This window comes from Klenkia soli (assembly GCF_900103975.1).
GTDB classification, from domain to species: domain Bacteria; phylum Actinomycetota; class Actinomycetes; order Mycobacteriales; family Geodermatophilaceae; genus Klenkia; species Klenkia soli.
This window is the reverse complement of sequence record NZ_FNIR01000002.1, coordinates 32,395-55,254: the sequence shown is the minus strand read 5'-3', so window position 1 is coordinate 55,254 and position 22,860 is coordinate 32,395. Positions and strand designations below refer to the sequence as shown.

At 73.5% G+C, this 22,860-nt stretch carries 21 protein-coding genes; 10 read left to right on the top strand and 11 right to left on the bottom strand.

Annotated elements, in window-relative coordinates:
- Positions 1 to 41 precede the first annotated feature (41 nt).
- Entirely contained in the window at positions 42 to 1,517 is a 1,476-nt protein-coding gene (locus tag BLS67_RS03125) for an aldehyde dehydrogenase (RefSeq protein WP_091239599.1), read from the bottom strand.
- Between the two features lie 176 nt (positions 1,518 to 1,693).
- Between BLS67_RS03125 and BLS67_RS03120 the strand changes: the two genes are divergently transcribed.
- The gene (locus tag BLS67_RS03120; RefSeq protein ID WP_131801663.1) at positions 1,694 to 3,001 is read left to right on the top strand and encodes a phytochrome sensor protein; all 1,308 of its coding nucleotides are present in this window, start codon (positions 1,694 to 1,696) and stop codon (positions 2,999 to 3,001) included.
- Positions 3,002 to 3,015: 14 nt separating this feature from the next.
- Here the strand turns inward: BLS67_RS03120 and BLS67_RS03115 are convergent, their stop codons facing one another.
- Positions 3,016 to 3,225 (bottom strand): TOBE domain-containing protein, encoded by a 210-nt coding sequence (locus BLS67_RS03115; RefSeq protein ID WP_091239586.1) that lies wholly within the window; start codon positions 3,223 to 3,225, stop codon positions 3,016 to 3,018.
- 211 nt (positions 3,226 to 3,436) lie between these two features.
- Between BLS67_RS03115 and exaC the strand changes: the two genes are divergently transcribed.
- The 5 genes from exaC (at position 3,437) to BLS67_RS03090 (ending at position 9,759) form a co-directional block, all read left to right on the top strand.
- The gene (exaC, locus tag BLS67_RS03110; protein ID WP_278247101.1) at positions 3,437 to 5,005 is read left to right on the top strand and encodes an acetaldehyde dehydrogenase ExaC; all 1,569 of its coding nucleotides are present in this window, start codon (positions 3,437 to 3,439) and stop codon (positions 5,003 to 5,005) included.
- A gap of 2 nt (positions 5,006 to 5,007) precedes the next feature.
- On the top strand, positions 5,008 to 5,460 hold the full coding sequence (locus BLS67_RS03105) for a DUF779 domain-containing protein (RefSeq protein ID WP_091239579.1): 453 nt from the start codon (positions 5,008 to 5,010) through the stop codon (positions 5,458 to 5,460).
- 148 nt (positions 5,461 to 5,608) lie between these two features.
- Positions 5,609 to 7,246: a RecQ family ATP-dependent DNA helicase gene (locus BLS67_RS03100; protein WP_091239576.1), complete on the top strand. Its 1,638-nt coding sequence runs from the start codon at positions 5,609 to 5,611 to the stop codon at positions 7,244 to 7,246.
- A gap of 25 nt (positions 7,247 to 7,271) precedes the next feature.
- On the top strand, positions 7,272 to 8,483 hold the full coding sequence (locus BLS67_RS03095; RefSeq protein WP_091239572.1) for an acyl-CoA dehydrogenase family protein: 1,212 nt from the start codon (positions 7,272 to 7,274) through the stop codon (positions 8,481 to 8,483).
- Positions 8,484 to 8,574: 91 nt separating this feature from the next.
- On the top strand, positions 8,575 to 9,759 hold the full coding sequence (locus tag BLS67_RS03090; RefSeq protein WP_091239569.1) for a Fic family protein: 1,185 nt from the start codon (positions 8,575 to 8,577) through the stop codon (positions 9,757 to 9,759).
- Positions 9,760 to 9,825: 66 nt separating this feature from the next.
- On the opposite strand, the gene BLS67_RS03085 is transcribed toward BLS67_RS03090, so the two are convergent.
- Genes BLS67_RS03085 through BLS67_RS03070 form a run of 4 tightly spaced genes read right to left on the bottom strand, consistent with a single transcriptional unit; the run spans position 9,826 to position 12,705 of the window.
- A complete protein-coding gene (locus BLS67_RS03085; protein WP_091239565.1) occupies positions 9,826 to 10,176 on the bottom strand; it encodes a hypothetical protein in 351 nt (116 codons plus the stop codon).
- Positions 10,173 to 10,373, bottom strand: coding sequence for a hypothetical protein (locus tag BLS67_RS03080; RefSeq protein WP_091239561.1), 201 nt, complete (start codon positions 10,371 to 10,373; stop codon positions 10,173 to 10,175). The genes BLS67_RS03085 and BLS67_RS03080 overlap by 4 nt, the downstream gene beginning before the upstream one ends.
- A gap of 32 nt (positions 10,374 to 10,405) precedes the next feature.
- Positions 10,406 to 11,551, bottom strand: a complete 1,146-nt coding sequence (xylA, locus tag BLS67_RS03075) for a xylose isomerase (protein WP_091239559.1) — start codon at positions 11,549 to 11,551, stop codon at positions 10,406 to 10,408.
- A complete protein-coding gene (locus BLS67_RS03070; protein WP_242653785.1) occupies positions 11,548 to 12,705 on the bottom strand; it encodes an ROK family transcriptional regulator in 1,158 nt (385 codons plus the stop codon). Before BLS67_RS03070 ends, xylA begins: the two co-directional genes overlap by 4 nt.
- A gap of 152 nt (positions 12,706 to 12,857) precedes the next feature.
- On the opposite strand from BLS67_RS03070, the gene xylB reads away from it, so the two are divergent.
- Positions 12,858 to 14,243, top strand: a complete 1,386-nt coding sequence (xylB, locus tag BLS67_RS03065; protein WP_091239552.1) for a xylulokinase — start codon at positions 12,858 to 12,860, stop codon at positions 14,241 to 14,243.
- Positions 14,244 to 14,268: 25 nt separating this feature from the next.
- Here xylB and BLS67_RS03060 read toward each other — a convergent pair whose 3' ends face one another.
- Positions 14,269 to 14,748 carry a YflT domain-containing protein gene (locus BLS67_RS03060; protein ID WP_091239549.1) on the bottom strand — a complete coding sequence of 160 codons (480 nt, stop codon included), beginning with the start codon at positions 14,746 to 14,748 and terminating at the stop codon, positions 14,269 to 14,271.
- Positions 14,749 to 14,842: 94 nt separating this feature from the next.
- On the opposite strand from BLS67_RS03060, the gene BLS67_RS03055 reads away from it, so the two are divergent.
- Both BLS67_RS03055 and BLS67_RS03050 read left to right on the top strand, forming a co-directional pair.
- A complete protein-coding gene (locus tag BLS67_RS03055) occupies positions 14,843 to 15,298 on the top strand; it encodes a MarR family winged helix-turn-helix transcriptional regulator (protein WP_091239548.1) in 456 nt (151 codons plus the stop codon).
- 125 nt (positions 15,299 to 15,423) lie between these two features.
- Positions 15,424 to 16,431, top strand: coding sequence for a LacI family DNA-binding transcriptional regulator (locus BLS67_RS03050; RefSeq protein ID WP_207500220.1), 1,008 nt, complete (start codon positions 15,424 to 15,426; stop codon positions 16,429 to 16,431).
- A 6-nt stretch (positions 16,432 to 16,437) separates the two neighbouring features.
- Here the strand turns inward: BLS67_RS03050 and BLS67_RS03045 are convergent, their stop codons facing one another.
- The 4 genes from BLS67_RS03045 to BLS67_RS03030 all read right to left on the bottom strand — a co-directional run bounded on the left by BLS67_RS03045 (position 16,438) and on the right by BLS67_RS03030 (position 20,737).
- Positions 16,438 to 17,568, bottom strand: a complete 1,131-nt coding sequence (locus BLS67_RS03045; RefSeq protein ID WP_091239545.1) for an NAD-dependent epimerase/dehydratase family protein — start codon at positions 17,566 to 17,568, stop codon at positions 16,438 to 16,440.
- 9 nt (positions 17,569 to 17,577) lie between these two features.
- Positions 17,578 to 18,435, bottom strand: a complete 858-nt coding sequence (locus BLS67_RS03040; RefSeq protein WP_242653783.1) for a carbohydrate ABC transporter permease — start codon at positions 18,433 to 18,435, stop codon at positions 17,578 to 17,580.
- Positions 18,432 to 19,394 carry a carbohydrate ABC transporter permease gene (locus tag BLS67_RS03035; RefSeq protein ID WP_091239539.1) on the bottom strand — a complete coding sequence of 321 codons (963 nt, stop codon included), beginning with the start codon at positions 19,392 to 19,394 and terminating at the stop codon, positions 18,432 to 18,434. The genes BLS67_RS03040 and BLS67_RS03035 overlap by 4 nt, the downstream gene beginning before the upstream one ends.
- 89 nt (positions 19,395 to 19,483) lie before the next feature.
- Entirely contained in the window at positions 19,484 to 20,737 is a 1,254-nt protein-coding gene (locus BLS67_RS03030; RefSeq protein WP_091239530.1) for a sugar ABC transporter substrate-binding protein, read from the bottom strand.
- Positions 20,738 to 20,941: 204 nt separating this feature from the next.
- Between BLS67_RS03030 and BLS67_RS03025 the strand changes: the two genes are divergently transcribed.
- Positions 20,942 to 22,858, top strand: a complete 1,917-nt coding sequence (locus BLS67_RS03025) for a glycoside hydrolase family 127 protein (RefSeq protein ID WP_091239527.1) — start codon at positions 20,942 to 20,944, stop codon at positions 22,856 to 22,858.
- Positions 22,859 to 22,860 lie beyond the last annotated feature (2 nt).

The window sequence follows — 22,860 nt, the reverse complement described above, 5'->3', positions numbered from 1 at the left end:
GAGGCCCGTCAGTGTGCCCGCCCGTGCCCCGGGCGCCCGGCTCAGCCCAGCTGGTCGGCGCTCACGAACACCGACTTGTACTCGAGGTAGGCGTTCAGCGCCTCGGGTCCGAGCTCCCGGCCGACGCCGCTGTTCTTCATGCCGCCGAACGGGGCGCCGAGGTCGAGCTGGTAGTAGTTCACCCCGATCGTGCCGGTGCGGATCCTCCGCGCGACCTCGATGCCGCGCCCCTCGTCGGCGGTGAACACCGAGCCGCCCAGCCCGTACTCGCTGTCGTTGGCGATGCGGATCGCGTCCTCCTCGGAGTCGTAGGGCATGACCGCGTAGACCGGCCCGAACACCTCTTCGCGGGCCAGCTGGTCGTCGTTGTCGACGTCGGCGAAGACGGTGGGCTCGACGAACCAGCCGCGGTCCAGGCCGGCCGGGCGCCCACCGCCGGTGATCAGCCGGGCACCGGAGGCCTTGCCGATGTCGATGTAGCCCTGCACCCGCTTCAGGTGCGTCTCGCTGGCCATCGGGCCGAGGGTGGTCGACTCCTCGAGCGGGTTGCCCACGACCAGGTTGCGGCAGTAGTCGGCCAGCGCATCGGTCACCTCGGCGTACCGGCTGCGCGGGGCCAGGATCCGCGACTGCGTGGTGCAGGTCTGGCCGTTGTTCATGAACGAGGCGCCGTCCAGGTTGGCCAGGAAGGTGTCCATGTCGGCGTCGTCGAGCACGATCGCCGCCGACTTGCCGCCCAGCTCGAGGGTCATGCGGCGGATCAGCCCACCGCACTCGGCTCCGATCGCCCGCCCGGCAGCGGTGGACCCCGTGAAGGCCACCTTGTCCACCAGCGGGTGCCGGACGAGGGCGGCACCGGCCTCACGCCCGGCCAGCACGATGTTGAGCACACCCGGGGGCAGCCCGGCCTCCTGTGCGGCATCGGCGAACACGTAGGTGTCCAGCGCGGTCTCGGGCGAGGGCTTGAGCACGATGGTGCACCCCGCGGCCAGGGCCGGGGCGATCTTCATCATCGCCAGCACCTGGGGGTAGTTCCACGGCGTGATCGCCGCGACCACGCCGACCGGCTCGCGGCGGACGATCGTCGCACCGCTCATGCTGGGTCGTACCGACTCGAACTCGGTCTGCCGGGCGATCTGGGCGTACATCTGGAGCAGCCCGGCCGGGGCCGCGCCGTTGAACGCGTTCGACAGCGTGATCGGCATGCCGTTCTCGCGGGTGACCAGCGTGCTCGTGGCGTCGGCGCGGGCCGACAGCGCGGCGGCGAACCGGTCCATGACGTCGGCCCGCTCGGCCGCCGTCGTCCGGCCCCACGGCCCCTCGTCCAGGGCCCGCCGGGCGGCCCGCACCGCGGCGTCCATGTCGGCCTCGGTGCCCAGCGAGGCGACGCCGAAGGCCTCCTCGGTGTGCGCCTCGATCGCGGTGTGCAGCTCGCTGCCCTGCGGCGCGACCCACTCCCCGTCGATGAAGAAGCGGGTGCGGTCGAGCTCGGTACGACTCTCCTCGATGAGCGTCATGTCGACGTCAACTCCTCGGCTGCGGGGCCCGTGGGCCCGGGGCGCGACCGGTCAGGTGTGACCGGCGGCACGGCCATCATGAGCACGCATCCGCCGTCCTGGGAAGCCCAGAGCTCCGCACAGTCGGAAAAACCAGGCATGATCGACCGCAGCAGCGGATCGGACGAGGAGGCGTGGTGAGCAGGAGCAGCCCCGGACCGGTGCCGCACCGGCCGCGCTTCGCACTGGCCCCGCACCTGCCGCTGGACGACGGACGCGCCGTCGAGGAGGCGCGTGCCTGGCTGCTGGCCATGGGGGTCGACGCCCCCGCCGACCCTCCCCTGCCCGCCGTGCGCCCCGAGGTCTGGGCCTCGTGGCGCCGGTCGGTCGCCGCCGGGGTCGACCCGGCGCTGGATCGGCCCGCGGTGGTGCGCGGTCCGGGCGAGGTCGCCGCGGTGCTCGCCGGTGGACCGTGGACGCCCGCGGTCGGGCGGCTGCAGGCCGACCTGGTCGAGGACGCCGCAGCGGACACCCTGTCGGTGGTGCTCGCCGATGCCGCGGGCGTCGTGCTGTGGGCCGGCGGCTCGGTGATGATGGGCCACCGCACCGCCCGGGTCGGCCTGGTGCCGGGGGCCTCGTGGGCCGAGCCGGACGTCGGCACCAACGCGGTCGGCACGTGCCTCGCGACCGGGGTGTGCACCCAGGTGCTCCGGGCCGAGCACCACCTCGTGGCGGCGCGGGTGTTCGCCGGCGCCGCAGCACCGGTGCGCGACCGGTCCGGCCGGGTCCGCGGTGCCGTGGGGCTGCTCGGTGGTGACCACGTGGCGACGCCGGCGGTGCTCGCGCTGGTGCGGTTCGTCGCCGACGCACTGGGTCGCGAGCTCACCGAGGACGCGGGATCCGAGCCCGGCGGCACGCAGCTGCGGGTGCTGGGCAGGGACCGGGCCGTGCTCCACGGGCCGACCGGGGACGTCGTCCTGTCGCCGAAGCACTCCGACCTGCTGCTCAGCCTGGCGCTGGCCGGCGCGCAGGACCGGGGACGCACCGCCGAGGAGCTGGCCGCCGACTGCTGGGACGGCGAGACCCCGACGACCACGGTGCGGGCCGAGGTGCACCGGCTGCGCCGGCTCGCGCCCGGGGTCCTGCGCGACGAGCACCCCTACCGGCTGCAGCGGCCGCTCGAGGTCGACGCGGTCGAGCTGCTGGCCCTGCTGCGCCGGGGGGCCCACCGGCAGGCGCTCCAGGTGCACCGGGGTCCGGTGCTGCCGACCTCGACGTCCCCGGTCGCCGCGCAGCTCCGTCGCCGGGTGGCCGACCACCTGCGCCAGGCGCTGGTCGCCCACGCGCACGTGGACCTGCTCCTGGAGTACGCCGACCGGGCCGAGGGCGCCGACGCCGCGGAGGCCTGGCAGGCGCTCGTCGACCGCCTGCCGGTGGGTTCGGCCCGGCGGACGACGGCGCTGCTACGGCTCGACGAGGTCGAGCGGACCCTGCTGGGCAGCTGAGCCCTGCGCCGAGGTCAGTCCTCGACGCCCAGCATGACCTCGGTCGACTTCACCAGGGCGACGACGGGGGACCCGACGGTCAGGCCCAGCTCCTCGACGGCCTCCTTGGTGACGGCGGCGGTGACCTCCTGGCCGGAGACGTCGATCTTCACCGTGGTCATCACGGAGCCGACGTTGATGGCGGTGACGGTGCCGGCGAGCTGGTTGCGGGTGGACAGGCGCACAGGGGGCTCCTCAGGTCGGGACGGGATGTCGCGACCGAGGCTAGGGCGCCGCTGAGCTGCCGGTTCCCGTCCGGCCGCACGAGCGGCGCGGGCCTCGGACGACGATCCGCAGACCGGGTCGCGGTGTGACCGAAGACACGTGCCGACCGCTGGTCGTTGCCCCGACGTTGCCGGTGCCACCCGGTTGCAACCCCGGCCCTCCCACCCTGGGGTGACGCCGGTCACCTCCGGCACCGCCCCGTTCGAGGAGGACCCGATGGCCGTCTACCCGGCTCCCGGCAGCAGCGACAGCACGGTCGCGGTGAAGTCCCGCTACGACAACTGGATCGGCGGGCGGTGGACCCCGCCGGCCACCGGTCAGTACTTCGACAACCCGACCCCGGTCACCGGCGAGGTCTACACCCAGGTCGCCCGCGGTACCGCCGACGACGTCGAGAAGGCCCTCGACGCCGCGTGGGCCGCCGCGCCCGCGTGGGGGAGGACCGCGGTCGCCGAGCGCGCCGGCATCCTGCTGAGGATCGCCGACCGGATGGAGGCCCACCTCGAGGACCTCGCCGTCATCGAGTCCTGGGACAACGGCAAGCCGATCCGGGAGTCCCTGGCCGCGGACCTGCCGCTGGCCATCGACCACCTGCGCTACTTCGCCGGCGCCGCCCGCGGCCAGGAGGGCGGGGTCTCGCAGATCGACGAGGACACCGTCGCCTACCACTTCCACGAGCCCCTGGGCGTGGTCGGCCAGATCATCCCGTGGAACTTCCCGATCCTCATGGCGATCTGGAAGCTGGCGCCCGCGCTGGCCGCGGGGAACGCCGTCGTCCTCAAGCCGGCCGAGCAGACCCCGGTCTCGATCCTGCACCTGGTCGAGCTGGTCGGGGACCTGCTGCCCCCCGGGGTGCTCAACGTGGTCAACGGGTTCGGCGTGGAGGCCGGCAAGCCGCTGGCGTCGTCGTCCCGGATCCGGAAGATCGCCTTCACCGGCGAGACGACGACCGGGCGGCTGATCCTGCAGTACGCCTCGCAGAACCTGATCCCCACGACGCTGGAACTGGGCGGCAAGAGCCCGAACATCTTCTTCGCCGACGTCATGGCCGAGAACGACGCCTTCCAGGACAAGGCGCTGGAGGGCTTCACGATGTTCGCCCTCAACCAGGGCGAGGTGTGCACCTGCCCCTCGCGGGCCCTCATCCAGAACTCGATCTACGACGAGTTCCTCGAGCTCGGCGCGATCCGCACCAAGGCCGTGCGGCAGGGCAACCCGCTCGACACCGACACGATGATCGGCGCGCAGGCCAGCAACGACCAGCTGGAGAAGATCCTCAGCTACATCGACATCGGCAAGGCCGAGGGGGCCCGCCTGGTCACCGGCGGCGAGCGGACGCGGCTGGGCGGGGACCTCGACGGCGGGTTCTACGTGCAGCCGACGATCTTCGAGGGCCGCAACGACATGCGGATCTTCCAGGAGGAGATCTTCGGCCCCGTGCTGTCGGTGGCCGCGTTCGCCGACTACGACCAGGCCATCTCCATCGCCAACGACACCCTGTACGGCCTGGGGGCCGGCGTGTGGAGCCGCAACGGCAACACCGCCTACCGGGCCGGCCGCGAGATCCAGGCCGGCCGGGTGTGGACCAACTGCTACCACGCCTACCCGGCGCACGCGGCGTTCGGCGGCTACAAGGCCTCCGGCATCGGCCGGGAGAACCACAAGATGATGCTGGACCACTACCAGCAGACGAAGAACCTCCTGGTCAGCTACTCGGACCAGGCACAGGGCTTCTTCTGACCGTGGACGCGGTCGAACGGGTGTCGCTCACCCCGGAGGCGGCGGAGGTGGTCCGCCGCCTCCGGGCGACGCACGGCCCGCTGATGTTCCACCAGTCCGGCGGCTGCTGCGACGGGTCGGCCCCGATGTGCTACCCCCGGGGGGACTTCCTGGTGGGCGACGACGACGTGCTGCTCGGCCTGCTGGACGACGCCCACCCCGGCGCACCGGCACCGGTCCTGCAGCCGGGCACGGCGATCCCGGACGACCTGTCTCCGGTGTGGATCTCGGGGCCGCAGTTCGCGCTGTGGCGGCACACCCAGCTGCTGCTGGACGTCGTCCCGGGCCGCGGGGCCGGGTTCAGCCTGGAGGCACCCGAGGGCGTCCGGTTCCTCACCCGCAGCCGGGTCTTCGACGCCGGCGAGCAGGCCTGGCTCGACGCCTGCCCGGCACCCCGGGGTCGCGATCTGGGTTGAGCTACGGAACGAATGCGACCGCTGACCTGCAACCTGTTTGACGATCTCGCCCACCGGGGCAGCAGGATCTCGTGACCGACTGCGGAACTCACCGTTGACCAGCGCCAGCACCGTTTCGCGACGGGCCACTGCGGGAGCCACCGCCGCCGTGCGCACCCGCCGCATCCGGGAGCGCGCCCGCGAGGTGTTGGGTGATCCGGAGGCCGTCTTCCGCCCCGGCCAGGAGGCCGCTCTCCAGGCCGTCTGCGCCGGCCAGGACACCCTCGCAGTGCTCCCCAGCGGCGCCGGCAAGTCGCTGGTCTTCACCGTCGCCGGCGAGCTGCTCGACGGCCCGGTCGTGGTGGTCTCCCCGCTGATCGCGCTGCAGCGGGACCAGGTCGGCCGGCTGACCACCCTCGGCCTGACCGCCGCCCTGCTCAACTCCGCGGAGTCCGCCACCGACCAGCAGGCGGCACTGGACGGCCTGCGGGACGGATCGGTCCGCTACCTGTTCCTGGCCCCCGAGCAGCTGGCCCGCGCCGAGGTCGTCGCCGCGCTGGCCGCGACCGCACCGGCGTTGTTCGTGGTCGACGAGGCGCACTGCGTGTCGGCGTGGGGACACGACTTCCGCCCCGACTACCTGCGGCTGGGGGCCGTCGTCGAGCAGCTGGGTTCGCCCACGGTGCTCGCGCTGACCGCCACGGCCGCTCCCCCGGTGCGCGCCGAGGTCGTCGAGCGGCTCCGGATGACCGATCCCGCCGTCGTCGTGGCCGGGTTCGACCGCCCGGAGATCCGCCTGGAGGTCGAGCACCACGCCGACGCCGACGGCAAGCGGGCCGCGCTCCTGGACCGCGCCGTCGCCGAGGACGGCACCGGCATCGTCTACGCCGCCACCCGCAAGGGCACGGTCGAGCTGGCCGAGGCCCTGGTCGACCGCGGACTGCGGGCCCGGGCCTACCACGCGGGGCTCCGCAAGGCCGAGCGCGAGGACGTGCAGCGGGCGTTCATGGCCGACGAGCTGGACGTCGTCGTGGCCACCACCGCGTTCGGCATGGGCATCGACAAGCCCGACGTCCGCTTCGTGCTCCACGCCGAGCCGGCCGACTCCGTGGACAGCTGGTACCAGGAGATCGGCCGGGCCGGGCGCGACGGCCGGCCCGCGGTCGCCGTCCTCTTCTTCCGGCAGGAGGACCTCGGGCTGCGCACCTTCTTCGCCGCCGGTGTGCCCGCCGAGGAGGACCTCCAGCAGGTGGCCGGGCTCGTCCGCGCCGGCGCCGCGGCCGGCGCCCGGGTCGACGTCACCGCGCTGCGCGACGAGACCGGCCGCGGCGCCAGCCCGCTCACCAAGGACCTGAACCTGCTCGACCAGGTCGGCGCGGTCGTGCTCGCCGACGACGGCACCGTCACCCCCGCCCCGGAGGGCCCGGCACCGGGCCCCGCCGCGACGGCCGCCCGGGAGCTCGCCGAGCACCGCCAGCGGGTGGACACCAGCCGGGTGGAGATGATGCGCGGCCTGGCCGACACGACCGGCTGCCGGCGCCAGTACCTGCTGGGCTACTTCGGCGAGGAGCTGACCCAGCCCTGCGGCAACTGCGACACCTGCTCGGCCGGCACCGCCGTCGTCGTCCAGCACGAGGACGGCGAGTTCGCGGTGGACACCGCCGTCGAGCACACCGAGTGGGGCCCCGGCGTGGTCATGCGCACCGAGGGCGACCGGGTCGTCGTCCTGTTCGACCGGGCCGGCTACAAGACGCTGGTGCTGGCCGCCGTCCGGGAGCACGACCTGCTGCGGCCCCGCGCCGCCTGAGGTGACCCCGGCTACGGTCGCGGGCATGGACTTCGCGCTGTCGGCCAAGGCCGAGGACGTCACCGGCCGCCTGTGGGACTTCATGCGGGAGCAGGTCTTCCCGGCCGAGGCGATCTACCACGCCTGGCGCACCGAGCGGGGCCACGACGACCACGGGCTGCCGCCGGTGGTCGAGGAGCTCAAGGCCGAGGCGCGCTCACGCGGGCTGTGGAACCTGTTCCACCACGACCTCGCCGGGCTGTCGAACCTGGAGTACGCGTCGGTCGCCGAGATCACCGGCTGGTCACCGGTCATCGCCCCCGAGGTCATCAACTGCGGGGCCCCGGACACCGGGAACATGGAGACCCTGATGCTGTTCGGCACGCCCGAGCAGAAGTCGCAGTGGCTCGAGCCGCTGCTGGCCGGGGAGATCCGGTCCGGGTTCGCGATGACCGAGCCCGACGTCGCGTCCTCCGACGCCCGCAACATCTCCACCTCGATCGTCCGCGACGGCGACGACTACGTCATCAACGGCCGCAAGTGGTGGATCACCGGCTCGGCCGACGAGCGCTGCGCGATCTTCATCGTGATGGGCAAGACCGACCCCGACGGGCCCGCGCACCGCCAGCAGTCGATGATCCTGGTGCCCCGCGACACCCCGGGCCTGGAGATCGTGCGGCACCTGCCGGTCTTCGGGTACCAGGACCAGCACGGGCACTCCGAGCTGCGGTTCACCGACGTCCGGGTGCCGGCGACCAACATGCTGGCCGGCGAGGGCGACGGCTTCATGATCGCCCAGGCCCGCCTGGGCCCGGGCCGCATCCACCACTGCATGCGCGCCATCGGCATGGCCGAGCGGGCGCTGGGCCTGATGGTGCGGCGCACCCAGGAGCGGGTCGCCTTCGGTCGGCCGCTGGCCGAGCAGGGCACCGTGCGCGAGCAGATCGCGCTCTCGCGCATCGAGATCGACCATGCCCGGCTGCTGGTGCTCAAGACCGCCGACCTCATCGACAAGTACGGCGCCAAGGGCGCCCGCACCGAGATCGCCGCGATCAAGGTGTCCGCGCCGAAGGTGTGCCTGGACGTCATCGATCGGGCCATCCAGGTGCACGGCGGCGCCGGGGTCAGCGACGACACCCCGCTGGCCGAATTCTGGGCGCACGCCCGCACCCTGCGCATCGTCGACGGCCCCGATGCGGTGCACATCCGCTCGGTCGCCAAGGAGGAACTCGCCCGCGAGCGCCCCTACACCGGCTGACGGCGTCCAGCACATGTCCCTATGTCTCAATCGTTGAGACATGAAGCCGACAGGGGCTAGGATGATGTCCTCTTCATAAGGACATTGGGACATGCCTCGCCTCTACGAACTACCCGATCTGGATCTCGACGACCAAGCAGCCATCGACGGCGTCCACCAGATGCGGTCCGATCTGGCCTCTGTCCTCCGCGCCCCTCGACGGTGGCAGGGAGGACTGCGCAAGACCAGCCAGGCTCGAGCCATCCAGGGTTCCAACAGCATCGAGGGCTACTCCGTCAGCAACCAGGACGCCGCAGCCGCTGTCGAGGACGAGGCGCCACTGACCGCGGACCAGAAGACCTGGGCCGAGATCCTGGGCTACCGCCGAGTGCTCACGTATGTCCTGAACGTCGCCACCCAGCCCGGCTTCCGCATCGACGAGGCCACGGTGAAGGCTCTGCACTTCATGCTCCTCGAGCACGACCTCGGCAAGGGGCCCGGGCAGTACCGACAACGGGCGATCTACGTACGGGACGACGTCCGCGACGTCACCGTGTACGAGGGGCCAGACAGCGACGACGTCCCCGCACTGATGGCGTCGCTCATCCTCAGCCTGGACGAGGACCGGGACGCCGACCCACTCGTCCGCGGCGCCCTCGCCCACCTGAACCTGGTGATGATCCACCCGTTCCGCGACGGCAACGGGCGCATGGCACGAGCCCTGCAGACCATGGCCCTGGCCCAGGACGACGTCATCGAACCCGTCTTCTCCAGCATCGAGGAATGGCTGGGCGCCAACACGGGTGACTACTACCGCGTGCTGAGCGCCACGGGACAGGGCGCATGGCACCCGGAGAACGACTCCCACCTCTGGGTGAAGTTCAACGTCCGCGCACACCACATGCAGGCCCAGACCCTGCAGCGGAGGTTCGACGAGGCTGAGCGGACCTGGGTTGCGCTGGATCAACTGACCGCGCAGCACCGACTCCCCGACCGGGTCACCAACCTGCTGTTCGAGGCTGCCCTCGGCCTCCGCGTCCAGCGCAGCACCTACATCAAGCACACCGAGCTGGAGAAGCGCACCGCTACCCGCGATCTGGCCCTCCTCACCGAACGGGGATTGCTCGACGCCGTGGGCCAGACGCGGGGTCGCTACTACGTTGCAGGCGACGAGCTCCGCGAACTACGTGCATCTGTCCGCTCCGCCCGTCGTGCGGTCATCGACCCGTTCCCCGGTCTGATGGACGAGATCGGGCGAGTCCCCAGCTCGTCCGCCGGGTCTGTGGCGGCCGAGTAGGACTGCGAGCACCGCCCTCGCCTACGCAGGTCCCGTTGTCCTGCTCTTCCGAACTGCCCCCACGAGTCACGCCGGCTGGACGTACTCCACGACCGCGCCGTCGGGGTGCCGGGCGACCAGCCGCGGGCCGTTCGGCCCGGGGGCGGGGCCCTCCAGCAGCTCACCGCCGACCGCGGTCACGGCCGCGGCCACCGCCTCGGCGTCGGTGACCAGCACCGTGGCCACCCGGCGGACCCGCTCGAGGTCGGCCGGCGCGCCCTGCAGCAGCAGGAAGTCCCCGACCCAGGCGAGCTCGACCGGTCCGGCGCGGAACCGGCGCACCTCGTCGGTGCCGGCCAGCTCCCGGTAGAGCGGGAGGGCGGCGTCGAGGTCGGCCACCTCGACGCGCGCGAGCACGCCGGTGACCCACCCGCTCACGGCGTCTGCGCCCGCTTGACCAGGAAGCCGCCGATGCCGCCGAGCACCAGGGCGACGACGATCTGGGCGATCGCGACCGCGGACTCGTCGCGGGAGAACCAGGTCGGCGACGACAGCAGCAGGACGACGGCGATGCCCAGCAGGAGCAACCCCACCAGGCGCTCGCGGCGGGCGTTGCGGGTGCGGGGCTCGGCCATGCCTGCAGCCTAGGAGCCCCGCACCCGGCGGGTCAGCGGACGCCGAGGAGGTGGTCCATCGCCAGCTGGTCCAGCCGCTCGAAGGCCATCCCGCGGGCGGCCATCGCGGCGACGTCGAAGGACTCGGCCCGCACGGTCGCCAGCGTCTCCCCCGCGGCCAGCGTCGACTGCGACAGCTCGGCCACCCGCGACGCCGCCAGGGCCTCGTGCACCTCGGGGTCGGCCCGGAACGCCGCGGCCTTCTCCTTGAGCACGAGGTAGTTGGCCATGCAGCCGCGCGCGGACTCCCACACACCGGCGACGTCCTCGGTGCGCGGGGGCTTGTAGTCGAAGTGCAGGTAGCCGTCGTAGCCGCCCTGCTCCAGGGTGTCCACGGTCCAGAACGCCCCGCGCAGGTTGCCGGCGCCGAAGCGGAGGTCCTGGTCGAAGCGCGGCCCGTGCTGCCCGTTCAGGTCCACGTGGAACAGCTTGCCGTGCCACATCGCCTGGGCGATGCCCGCGGCGAAGTTCAGCCCGGCCATCTCCTCGTGCCCGACCTCGGGGTTCAGCCCGACCATCTCGCTGTGGTCGAGCTCGTTGATCAGCGCCAGCGCGTGGCCGATGGTCGGCAGCAGGATGTCACCGCGGGGCTCGTTCGGCTTGGGCTCGATGGCGAAGCGCAGGTCGTAGCCCTGCTCCTGCACGTAGCCGCAGAGGGTGTCCAGACCCTCCTTGTAGCGCTCGAGCGCGGCGCCGATGTCCTTGGCGGCACCGGACTCGGCACCCTCGCGGCCACCCCAGAACACGTAGGTGGTGGCACCCAGCTCGGCGGCCAGGTCGATGTTGCGGGCAGCCTTGGCCAGGGCGTACCGGCGGACGTCGCGGTCGTTGGCGGTGAACGCGCCGTCCTTGAACACCGCGTGCCCGAACAGGTTGGTGGTGGCCATCTCCACGCCCATGCCGGTCTCGGTCAGGGCGTCCTTGAAGCGGGCGAGGGTGGCGTCGCGGGTGGTGTCGTCGGGCACCAGGTCGTCGTCGTGGAAGGTCACCGCGGCGGCGCCCAGCTCGGCGAGGCGGTGCACGGCCTCGACCGGGTCCATCGGCGGGCGGACGGCGCCGCCGAACACGTCGACGCCCTGCCAGCCGACGGTCCAGAGGCCGAAGGAGAAGCGGTCGGCGGGCGTCGGGGTACGGGTCATGCGGAGGCCTCCAAGGGCACGGTGGTGGGATCGGTGAACACCGGCTGCAGCGCGACGTGCGCGCCACCCCGGACGGCTGCGGTGAAACCGAGGGTCGACAGGACCACCCGGTGCGGGTCGGCGACGCGGGCGCCCAGCGCCTGCGTGAGCGGGTCGAGCAGGAACTCCCCGAGCTGGGCGAAGTACCCGCCGAGGACGACGACCGCGGGGTCGAACAGCGACACCAGGACGGCGGCGCCCACCCCCAGGCCGGTGCCGATGTCGGCCAGCGCGGCCAGGGTGCGGGCGTCGCCGTCCCTGGCACGGTCGGCGACCTCGGCGAGCCGGTCCTCGAGGTCCCGGCCCGGGTCGCGCAGCGGGTCCCCGGGGTCGGCCGCGGCGCGCAGCAGCGCGGCCAGCCCGACGACGGTCTCCCAGCAGCCGGTGCGACCGCACCCGCACGCCGCGTCGCCGGGGGTCAGCGCCAGGTGGCCGACCTCGCCGCCGAGTCCGGTGCTGCCGCGCAGCAGCTGCCCGCCGGTGATGACACCGCCGCCGACCCCGACCTCGCCGGTCAGGTAGACCAGGTCCGGGACGTGCGCGTGCGGGCCGGCCGACCACTCGGCGAGCGCGGACAGGTCGGCGTCGTTGGCCACCCGCACCGGCAGCGCCAGCTCGGCGAACCCGGCGGCGACGTCCGTGCCCACCCAGCGCGGCAGGTTCGGGGCGGTGCGGACGACGCTGCCCTGCACCCCGCCCGGGAAGGCGACGGTGACCCCGACGGCGGGGTGCTCGGCGTGGGCCGCCGCGGTCATCGCCGAGGCCCGGGCGAGCACCTCGGCGGGCTCGAGCGCGGCGGTGTCCAGGGCGACCCGCGCCTGCCGGCGCACCTCCCCGGCGACGTCCAGCACGAGCACGGCGAGGTAGTCGACGTTGATCTCGACCCCGATGCCGCAGGTGCCGCGCCCGGCGAGCTCGACCAGCGTGCCCGGCCGGCCCACCGACCCGGGCCGGAGCAGCCCGCCCTCCGACACCAGGCCTCGGTCGACCAGCTCGCCGACCAGGCTGGACACGGTGGCCTTGGTCAACCCCGTGCCGGCGGCCAGCTGGGCCCGGCTGCGGGGCCCGTCGTCCCGCAGGCAGGCCAGGACGGCGGCGAGGTTGGCGCTGCGCACCTGTCCTTGCGTCTGCACCGGCCCCCCTCGTCCCGGGAACCGCGGTTTGCGGGATCCCGGCCCAGGAACCGTGGTTCCTGGGATGTGGCTATTCGTTCGGTCGCTGGACTATTGTCTGCGTCACGTCATCCCGTCAAGCCCAGGAGGCCACCGTGCCGCTCGTCGCCGGTGTGGACAGCTCGACCCAGGCCTGCAAGGTCGTCGTCCGCGACGCCGACACCGGCGAGCTGGTCCGCCAGGGCCGCGCCGCGCACCCGGCGGGCACCGAGGTCGACCCGGCCGCCTGGGAGGCCGCCCTCACCGACGCCCTGGCGCAGGCCGGCGGGCTCGCCGACGTCTCCGCCCTCTCCGTGGGCGGTCAGCAGCACGGCATGGTCTGCCTGGACGACGGCGGCGAGGTGGTCCGCCCGGCCCTGCTGTGGAACGACACCCGCTCCGCCGACGCCGCCGCGGCCCTGGTCGACGAGCTGGGTGGCGGGCAGGCGTGGGCCGACGTCGTGGGCGTCGTCCCGGTCGCCTCGTTCACCGGCGCCAAGCTGCGCTGGCTGGCCGACGCCGAGCCCGGCAACGCCGACCGCACGGCGGCCGTCTGCCTGCCGCACGACTGGCTGACCTGGCAGCTGTCCGGCGCGGTCGGGCTGGACTCGCTGGTGACGGACCGGTCCGACGCCAGCGGCACCGCCTACTGGTCGGCCCGCACCGGCGAGTACCGCCGCGACCTGCTCGAGCTGGCGCTGCGCGGGCGCAGCCCCCGGGTCCCGCGGGTGGCTGGTCCGGCCGAGCGGGTCGGCATGCACGGGGACGTCCTCCTGGGCCCGGGCGCCGGGGACAACGCCGCCGCGGCGCTGGGCCTGGGCGCCGGTCCCGGCGACGTCGTCGTCTCGATCGGGACGTCGGGCGTGGCCACCGCGGTGTCCGACGTCCCCGCGTGCGACCCCTCCGGCGCGGTGGCCGGGTTCGCCGACGCCACCGGCCGACACCTGCCGCTGGTCTGCACGCTCAACGCCGCCCGCGTGCTGGACGCCGCCGCGGCGATGCTGCGGGTGTCCCTCGACGAGTTGGCCGAGCTGGCCCTGTCGGCTCCGGCCGGTGCCGGCGGGTTGGTGCTGGTGCCCTACCTGGAGGGCGAGCGCACCCCGGACCTCCCCCGCGCCACCGGCTCGGTGCACGGCCTCACCCTGGCCACCTCGACCCCGGCGCACTGGGCCCGGGCCGCCGTCGAGGGCCTGCTGTGCGGGTTGGCCGACGGCATCGACGCCCTGGTCGCGCAGGGTGCCGCGGTCGACCGCGTGCTGCTCGTGGGCGGAGGGGCCCGGTCGCGGGCGGTGCAGCAGATCGCCCCGGCGGTGCTGGGCCGCCCGGTCGTCGTCCCCGAGCCCGGTGAGGCGGTGGCCGACGGTGCCGCCCGGCAGGCTGCCTGGGTGCTCACCGGCGACCTGCCGACCTGGGCAGCGGGTGGCTCCCGCACGGTCGAGGCCGCCCCGACCCCGGCCGTCCGCGAGCGCTACGCCGAGGTGCAGGACCGGACCGACCGCTGAGCCCGGCGGTCGGTCCGGTGGGCGGTCAGGCGGTCGCGGCGATGCGCGCGGCCTGGGCGTGCACGGCGGCCTCGACCAGCACCTCGTACTCGGCGGCCTGCATCGTCGAGACGCTGGAGAAGTCGCGGCGGCCGCGGGTGGCCCAGTGCCCGATGGCGCCGGCCAGCCCGCCGAACACCGCGCCGAGCACCACGGTGGTCAGCAGCACGCCGAGCCAGGCCGGGCCGATGGTGAAGATCGCGAACAGCAGGGCGATGAAGAACCCGAACCAGGCGCCCGACCCGGCGCCGTAGAGGGCCGCACGGGCGACGGTCAGCCGACCGGTCACGATCTCGACGCTGGTCAGCCCGTGGCCGACGATCCGGGTGTTCTCGACCGGCACCCGCTCGTCGGAGAGGCGGTCGACCAGACGCTGCGCGGAGGCGTAGTCGCCGAAGCGGGCGAGGGTCACCAGGCCGGTCGGGGTGGGGGTGGCGGCGGGGACGGTGGTGTCGATCGTGGTCATCGGGGGCTCCCTGGGTGGTTGTACGTGTCCAACGACTTCGAGATGCCCACGTGCTTGAGAAGTCAAACAAGAAGTTGGACTAGTCTCACCAGCCGTGCCCGACGACGACGCCGTCCGCCTGCAGGCGGCCCTGACCCGGCTGCTGCGCTGGGCCACCCGACCGGGCTCGATCGAGGACCGCGCCGGCCCGGCCGCCGCCGGCCTGACCCCCACCGACCTGTGGCTGCTCGACGGGGTCACCCGCTACGGCCCGGTGCGCTCGAGCGACCTGGCCGCGTGGCAGGGCGTCGACCGCTCGACCATCACGGTGCAGCTGCGCCGACTGGAGGAGCGCGGCCTCGTCGTCCGCACGCCGGACCCCGCCGACGGTCGGGTGGTGCTGCTCACGGTCAGCACGACCGGCCAGGAGCTGCGGGAGGCCGTCGACGGGCACGGCGCGCAGGTCGTCGACGGGCTGGCCGCCGGCTGGCGGGCCGCCGACCGGGCCCGCCTCGCCGAGCTGTTCGACCGGTTCACCGCCGGCATGGACACCGAGCCACCCCGGCACTGACCGACCGCGGAGGTCGAGAAGTTTCGACGATTTCGAGAAGCGCCTCGGCCCACGGCCAGGACCCTTGCGTCGAGGGATCGAAAGGCGTACGAAAACCCTGTGCCCGCCACCATCCGTCCGGCCGCGTGAGCGCGGTGCCCATCCGTCTCACCGACGTGGCCGACGCCGCCGGGGTCTCGATCGCCACGGTGTCCAAGGCGTTGGGGTCCGGCCAGGACATCAGCTCGGCCACCCGCGCCCGGGTGCGGGCGCTGGCCGAGGAGATGGGGTACCGGTCGGCCAGCAGCACGCGCCGTCCGCGGGCCGGCTCGACCCGCACCGTCGGGCTGCTCACCAGCGACAGCGTGGGGCGGTTCAGCACCCCGGTGCTGCTGGGCGCCGGCGACGCCGTGGGTGCCGAGAGCATGTCCGTCGTCCTCTGCGACTCCCGCGGTGACGACATCCGCAAGCGGCACCACCTGCAGACCCTGCTCGACCACGGCATCGACGGGCTGATCGCGCTGGGGGCCACCACCGACGACCAGCCCTCCCTCGGCGACCTGGGCGTCCCCGTGGTCTACGCCTACGGGGCGTCGACCTCCCCCGACGACTTCTCGGTCGTCCCCGACGAGGACGCCGGGGCGGTCACCGCGGTCGAGCACCTGCTGGCCCTGGGCCGCCGCCGCATCGCCCACGTCACCGGCCCCGACGACTTCGTCGCCACCCGGCGTCGGGCCACGGCCACCGAGCGGGTCCTCGCCGAGCACGACCTGGCGCTGTCGGGCCGCAGCCCGCTCACCGGCGACTGGACCGAGCAGTGGGGCCGGGTGGCCGCCGAGATGGTGCTGCGCCAGGACCCCGACGTCGACGCCATCTTCTGCGGCAACGACAACATCGCCCGCGGGGTCTGCGACACCCTGCGCGACCGCGGTGTGCGCATCCCGCACGACGTCGCGGTGGTCGGCTACGACAACTGGGAGGTCATCACCGTGGCCGCCCGGCCGCCGCTGACCAGCATCGACCTCAACCTCGAGGTGGTGGGCCAGACCGCGGCGCGGGCGCTGTTCGAGGCGATCAACGGCAGCCCGCAGCGCGGCGTGCAGCGGCTGCCCTGCCGGCTGGTGCTGCGCGAGTCCACCCTCGGCGGCGGCTGAGCGGGTTCAGACCTCGTCGCGCCAGCTGTGCCGGGGCACCCAGCCCAGCAACCGCTGCGCCCGGGCCGAGCTCATCAGCGCCCGGTGGCCGCTGACCTGCCCGCGCACCGGCACCCCGGGGAACCAGCCGGCGGCGAGCTCCGCGCTGGGCCGGCCCATGACGGTGTCGTCGTTGGCGACCACGAACAGCTCGGCCCCGGGCAACCGGGCGGCCAGCGCGGCGGTGACCGCCCGGGCGCCGTCCCGGGCGTCGACGTAGGCCCACGCGTTCCAGCGGCGGCCGGCGGGGTCGGCGTCGAAGCCGGGGAACGCGGCGTAGTCGGCGGGCTCCATCACGTTGGAGAACCGCAGCCCGGTGATCGACAGCTCGGGCCGCCAGCGGGCGAACTGCCGGGCCATCTCCTCCTCCAGCGTCTTGGACAGCGAGTAGGAGGTGGTCGGCGCCGGCCCGCACCCCTCGTCCAGGGGGAGGTAGGGCGGCGGAACGTCGAAGGGCAACCCCAGCACCGTCTCGCTGGACGCCCAGACGACGGTGTCGACGCCGGCCACCCGGCAGGCCGAGAAGACGTTGTAGGTGGTTGTCACGTTGGCGGCGAAGGTGGTCGCGTCCGGCCGCAGCCCCGGGGCCGGCAGGGCGGCCAGGTGGACGACGGCGTCCGGCCGCCCCCAGCGGTCGTCGACGCCGGTGAGGACGCCGACCGCCTGGCCGTAGTCGGTGAGGTCGGCGCGGGTCCAGGCGACGTCGTCCCGGCCGGGGTGGGCGAGGTCCACCACCGAGACCCGGTCGCCGTCCTCGACCAGCTGCGCCACGACCGCGCGGCCGAGCTTGCCGCTGCCGCCGGTGACCAGGACGTGCCGGGCGACCGGGGCGACCCGCTCGACGACCCCGCCCGTCGGTGCGGCCGGCACCACCCGGCCCGCGGACGACCGCCGCCGGGCACCCAGGGCACGGGCGCTGGCGTCGGGCTCGTAGCCCAGCCGGACCACGGCGTCCTGCACCCGGCGCCGGGCCTCGGCGCTGACGCTCCCGCTGCCGTTGAGCACCCGCGACACCGTCTGGCGCGAGACCCCGGCCAGCAGGGCGACGTCGCCGATCACCGCCGGGCGGGGCGGCTCGGCGGGGGCGGCGGTCGACATGTGCGGGCCTCAGTCCTTGACCGCGCCGGCGGTGACGCCGGCCGAGACGTAGCGCTGGGCGGCGACGAGGAGGACGGCGGCCGGGATGGAGGCGACGACCGCGGTGGCCAGGATGGCGTTCCAGTCGGAGCTGTTGTTCCCGATGTACTTGTAGATGCCCAGCGTGATCGGCTGGTAGTCGGAGCTGCGGGCCAGGGTGTTGGCGTAGAGGAAGTCCGACCAGGCCCACAGGAACGTGAACAGCGAGACGGTGACCGCGGCGTTGCGCGACACCGGCAGCACGATGGCCCAGAAGGTGCGGAAGGTGCCGGCGCCGTCCATCTTCGCGGCCTGCATGATCTCGTCGGGCACGCCGGACATGAACGCCGAGAAGATCAGCACCCCGAACGGCACGGCGATGGTGGAGTCGGCGATGACCAGCCCCACCGGGTTGTCCAGCAGCCCGGCGTTGAGGAACACGGCGTAGAAGCCCATGGCCATGATGACCCCGGGGATCATCTGCGAGATCAGCACGACGAAGGTCAGCGCGCCGGCACCCCGGGGCCGCAGCTTGGCCAGCGCGAACCCGGCCGGGGCGCTGATCAGCAGGGTGAGGACGACGGTGGCCAGCGAGATCACCAGGGACGTCGCCAGGTAGGGGCCCTGGTCGGCGATGACGGTGCGGTAGCCCTCCAGCGAGGGGTGGAACGGGAACAGGTCCGGCGGCGACTTGCGCATGCGGTCCTGGGGGGTCAGCGAGACGTTGACCATCCAGTAGACCGGGAACAGCATCACCAGGGTCGCGACGACCCCGAGGACGGTGCGGCCGGTGCCCCGCCGGGCCCGCCGGGTGCTGGCGGAGGTTGTGGTGGGGGTCGTGGTGGTCACAGCTCGGCCTTCCGCTGGTAGCGCAGGTAGAGGAGGCCGGCCAGGAACGCCACGACGATGAGCAGGTTGCCCACGGCGGCGCCGGGGCCGAACTTCGGGATGAGCCCGCCGAAGGACAGCTGGTAGGACCAGGTCGCCAGCGTCGTGGAGGAGTTCGACGGCCCGCCCCGGGTCATGATCCAGATGATGTCGAAGACCTTCAGCGTGTACACGAGGCCGAGCAGCAGGGTGATCGCCGAGACCGGGCGCAGCAGCGGGAAGGTGATGTGGCGGAACCGCTGCCAGGCGCCCGCGCCGTCCAGCGCCGCCGCCTCGTTCACGTCGCTGCTGATGGCCTGCAGCCCCGAGTGCAGCAGCACCAGGTTGAACGGGACGCCGATCCAGATGTTGGCGATCAGCACCGCGACCAGGGACCACGTCGGGGAGGACAGCCACTGCGGCTCGGGCAACCCGACCGCGTGCAGGCCGGCGTTGACCACGCCGGACTGGCCGTTGAGCATCCACGCCCAGGTGGAGCTGGAGACGATGAGAGGCAGCAGCCACGGCACGAGGAACAGCGCCCGGAGCAGGCCCGAGAGCCGGAAGTGCGCGGAGAAGAACACCGCCAGGGCCATGCCGAGGGTGAACTGCACGGCCAGGGAGCCGAGGGTGAACACCGCGGTGTGCCACAGGGCCTGCACGAACACGGGGTCCGACAGCACCGTGCGGTAGTTGTCGAAGCCGGTGAACTGCGCGCCGCCGTTGACGAAGCTGGCCACGGTGTAGTTGCGCAGGCTCAGCTCGACGTTGCGGTACAGCGGGTAGGCGTAGAACGCCACCAGGTAGACCACCAGCGGCGCCAGGAAGGCTGCGGCCGCCCAGCGTTCGGGCCGCCGCCGGCGGCGGGGCCGGGGAGCCGACACCTGGCTGGGGGCCGACGCGCGCGCGGGGTCCGCCACGGGGGTCAGTGTGCTGGCCATCTACCGCTCCTCCTGTCGTGCTCTGTGCAGTGGTGCCGGGTGGTGCGAGACCGGCCGGGGCGCAGGGGGCAGCCCCGGCCGGTCCCGGGTCAGTTGCTGCCCGCCGCCTGCTGGGCGGCCTCGAGGGCGGCCTGCGGGGACTGCGAACCGCTGAGCGCAGCCTGCACGGCGTTCCAGAGCTGCTCGGAGATGCCCGGGTAGTCGGTGCCCAGGCCGTCCGACGTGCGGCCGCGGGCGGCCGAGACGGCCTCGACCCAGGGCTGGAGGTCGGCGTCGGCCGAGACCTGCTGCTCCTGCACGTCGGCCAGCGCCGAGACGTAGGACAGCGTGGTGTCGGTCTCCAGGGCGTTGTCGGCCGAGGTGAGGCACTGGACGACGGCCGCGGACTTGTCGTAGCTGGCGGTGTCGGCCTGGGTCGGGATGGTCACGAACTCACCACCCGTGGGCGCCGGGGCCGTGCCGCCGTCGCGACCGGGGATCGGGATGACGCCCCAGTCCAGGCCGCTCTCCTTGACCGGGCCGAGCTGCCAGGTGCCGTTCTCGACGAAGCCGTAGTCGCCGGTGAGGAACTCCTCCCACGCCGACTGCTGGTTGTTGCTGATCACCGTCTGCGGGGCGAGGCCCTGCTGCACCCAGCCGCTCCACAGCGACAGGGCCGACTGCGCGTCGCTGCTGGCGAGGTCGGTCAGCTCGGCGCCGGAGCCCCAGAACCACGGGAGGAACTGGAAGGAGCCCTCCTCGGTGCCGATCGCGGAGAAGGTGATGCCGTTCTTCCCCGAGTCCTCCACCTTCTGCAGGGCATCGGTGAGGCTGTCCCAGTCGGTGATGGTCGAGGGGTCGACACCGGCCGCGGAGAGCACCGTCTTGTTGTAGTAGAGCGCCAGGGTGTTGGCCCCGATCGGCACCCCGTAGGTCTGCCCGTCCACCTCGCCGGCGGCCAGGATGTTGTCCTCGACGCCCGAGGCGTCCAGGCCGGTGGTGTCGTTGTCGGCCAGCACGCCGCCGTCGGCCAGCGTGGAGACGACGGGGTTGTCGACCACCAGCACGCTGGGGGCGTTGCCCTGCTGGGCCGCACGCAGCACCTGGTTGGTGAGGTCGGTGGTGTCGTAGCCCGTCCGCTCGATCGTCACCCCGTTCTCCTCGCCGCACTTCTGGACCAGCTGGGGCCAGGCGTCGGACTCGTCGAACTGCGGGTACGGGTCCCACAGGGTCAGCGACGACGAACCCTCGCCGCCCGATGCCGAGTCGTCGGAGCTCCCGTTGGAGCAGGCCGACAGGCTGGTGACGAGGGCGAGCGCCAGGAGGCCGGCGGCGGTGCCCCTCGAGGTGACGCGTGCGGACATGGAGGTCCCTCTCTGTGGTGTGGCTCCCTGCCGGGTGCGACAGGTGGTCGAGCGAGAGTGTGTGAGCGGTGCCACCCACCCGTCAACGGTTTCTGGCATGTTTTCGGAAACTTTCTTCGGCTGGTACTGGGTTCTTTCGATAACGGCGCGGCGCTGTTACGTTCCCGCTGCTGACACCCGCCCCGCTCCCGAACGGATCCCACCGTGCCTGCTGCCACCTCGCGGACCGCCGCCCCGGCCCTGCCCGGACGGGGCCGGCTGCGACCGCTGACCCTCGACGAGGTCCACCTCACCGGTGGGCTGTGGCACGAGCTCCAGGCGGTCAACGGTGCGGCGACCCTGGACCACCTGCGCAGCTGGACCGAGCGGCTGGGCTGGGTGCAGGCCTTCACCGACGCCTCGGCCGCCGGCACCCCCGCCGACCGGCGCGGCCGGGAGTTCACCGACTCCGAGATCTACAAGTACGCCGAGGCGGTGGCCTGGGAGGCCGCCCGCACCGGCTCGCCGGAGCTGCTCGAGCACCTGGAGAAGCTGGCCGCCACGGTGGGCTCGGCCCAGGCCGAGGACGGCTACCTGCACACCGCCTTCGGCCGACCGGGCCAGCCCGAGCGCTACAGCGACCTCGCCTTCGGCCACGAGCTGTACTGCGCCGGCCACCTGCTGCAGGCCGCCGTCGCGCACGCCCGGTCCGGGGCCGGCGACGCGTGGCTGCAGATCGCCCGCCGGGTCGCCGACCAGGTGTGCGACCGCTTCGGCCCCGCCGGCGTCGCCGCCGTCTGCGGCCACCCCGAGATCGAGACGGCGCTGGTCGAGCTGCACCGCACCACCGGCGAGCCCCGCTACCTGCAGCAGGCCGCGATGTTCGTGGAGCGCCGCGGCCGGGGCACCCTGCCACCGCACGAGTTCGGGGCCGCCTACTTCCTCGACGACCAGCCGGTCCGCGAGGCGCAGGTGCTGCGCGGGCACGCCGTCCGGGCGCTGTACCTGGCCGCCGGCGCCGTGGACGTCGCGGTCGAGACCGACGACGCCGAGCTGCTGCAGGCCGTGCTCACCCAGTGGGACACCACCCTGGCCCGGCGCACCTACGTCACCGGCGGCATGGGCTCGCGGCACCAGGACGAGGCGTTCTCCGACGACTGGGTGCTGCCCGCCGACCGGGCCTACGCCGAGACCTGCGCCGGGGTGGCCGGGGTGATGCTGGCCTGGCGGCTGCTGCTGGCCACCGGCGACGCCCGGCACGCCGACGTCGTCGAGCGGCTGCTCTACAACGTCGTCGCCACCTCGCCCGGGGACGACGGCCGGTCGTTCTTCTACGCCAACACGCTGCACCAGCGCACCCCCACCGCGGACACCGACCCCGACGGCGAGGCCCTGGCCTTCGGCGGCGGCGGGCGGCAGCCCTGGTTCGAGGTCTCCTGCTGCCTGCCCAACGTGGCCCGGTTGCTGGCCTCCCTCGACGGCTACCTGGCCACCGCCGACGACCAGGGCCTGCAGGTGCACCAGTACGCCTCGTGCGACATCGCCACCGACCTGCCCGCCGGCCGGGTGGGGCTGCAGGTGCGCACCCGCTACCCGGACGAGGGCACCGTCGTCCTCACCGTCACCGAGGCGCCCGGCTGGGACTGGACGCTGTCGCTGCGCGTGCCGAGCTGGTCCCGCGGGCGGGCCCGGGTCACGGTCGACGGCGTTGAGCAGGCGGTCGGGCACGACACCGCCGTCCTGCACGGCGCGCTCCCGGCCGGGACGACGATCGAGCTGGTGCTGAACACCACCCCGCGGTGGTCCCACCCCGACGCGCGCATCGACGCGGTGCGCGGGTGCGTGACCGTCCAGCGCGGGCCCGACGTGCTCTGCCTGGACGCCACCGCCGACCAGGGCCTGGACCTCGACCGGGTCGCCGTGGACGTGGCGGCCGGCCTCACCGCGACCGCCGACGGCGGCGTCGGGATCACCCTGCAGGTGCGCCCGGACGCCGGCCCGCGGGACGGCGACGGCCTGCCCTACGGCGAGGCGCCGCACCCCGCCGCCGACGCCGAGCAGCGGCCCGCGACGTTGGTGCCCTACCGCCGCTGGGGCCGGGCCGGCAGCTCCACGATGCGCGTCTGGCTCCCCACCGCGTAGCC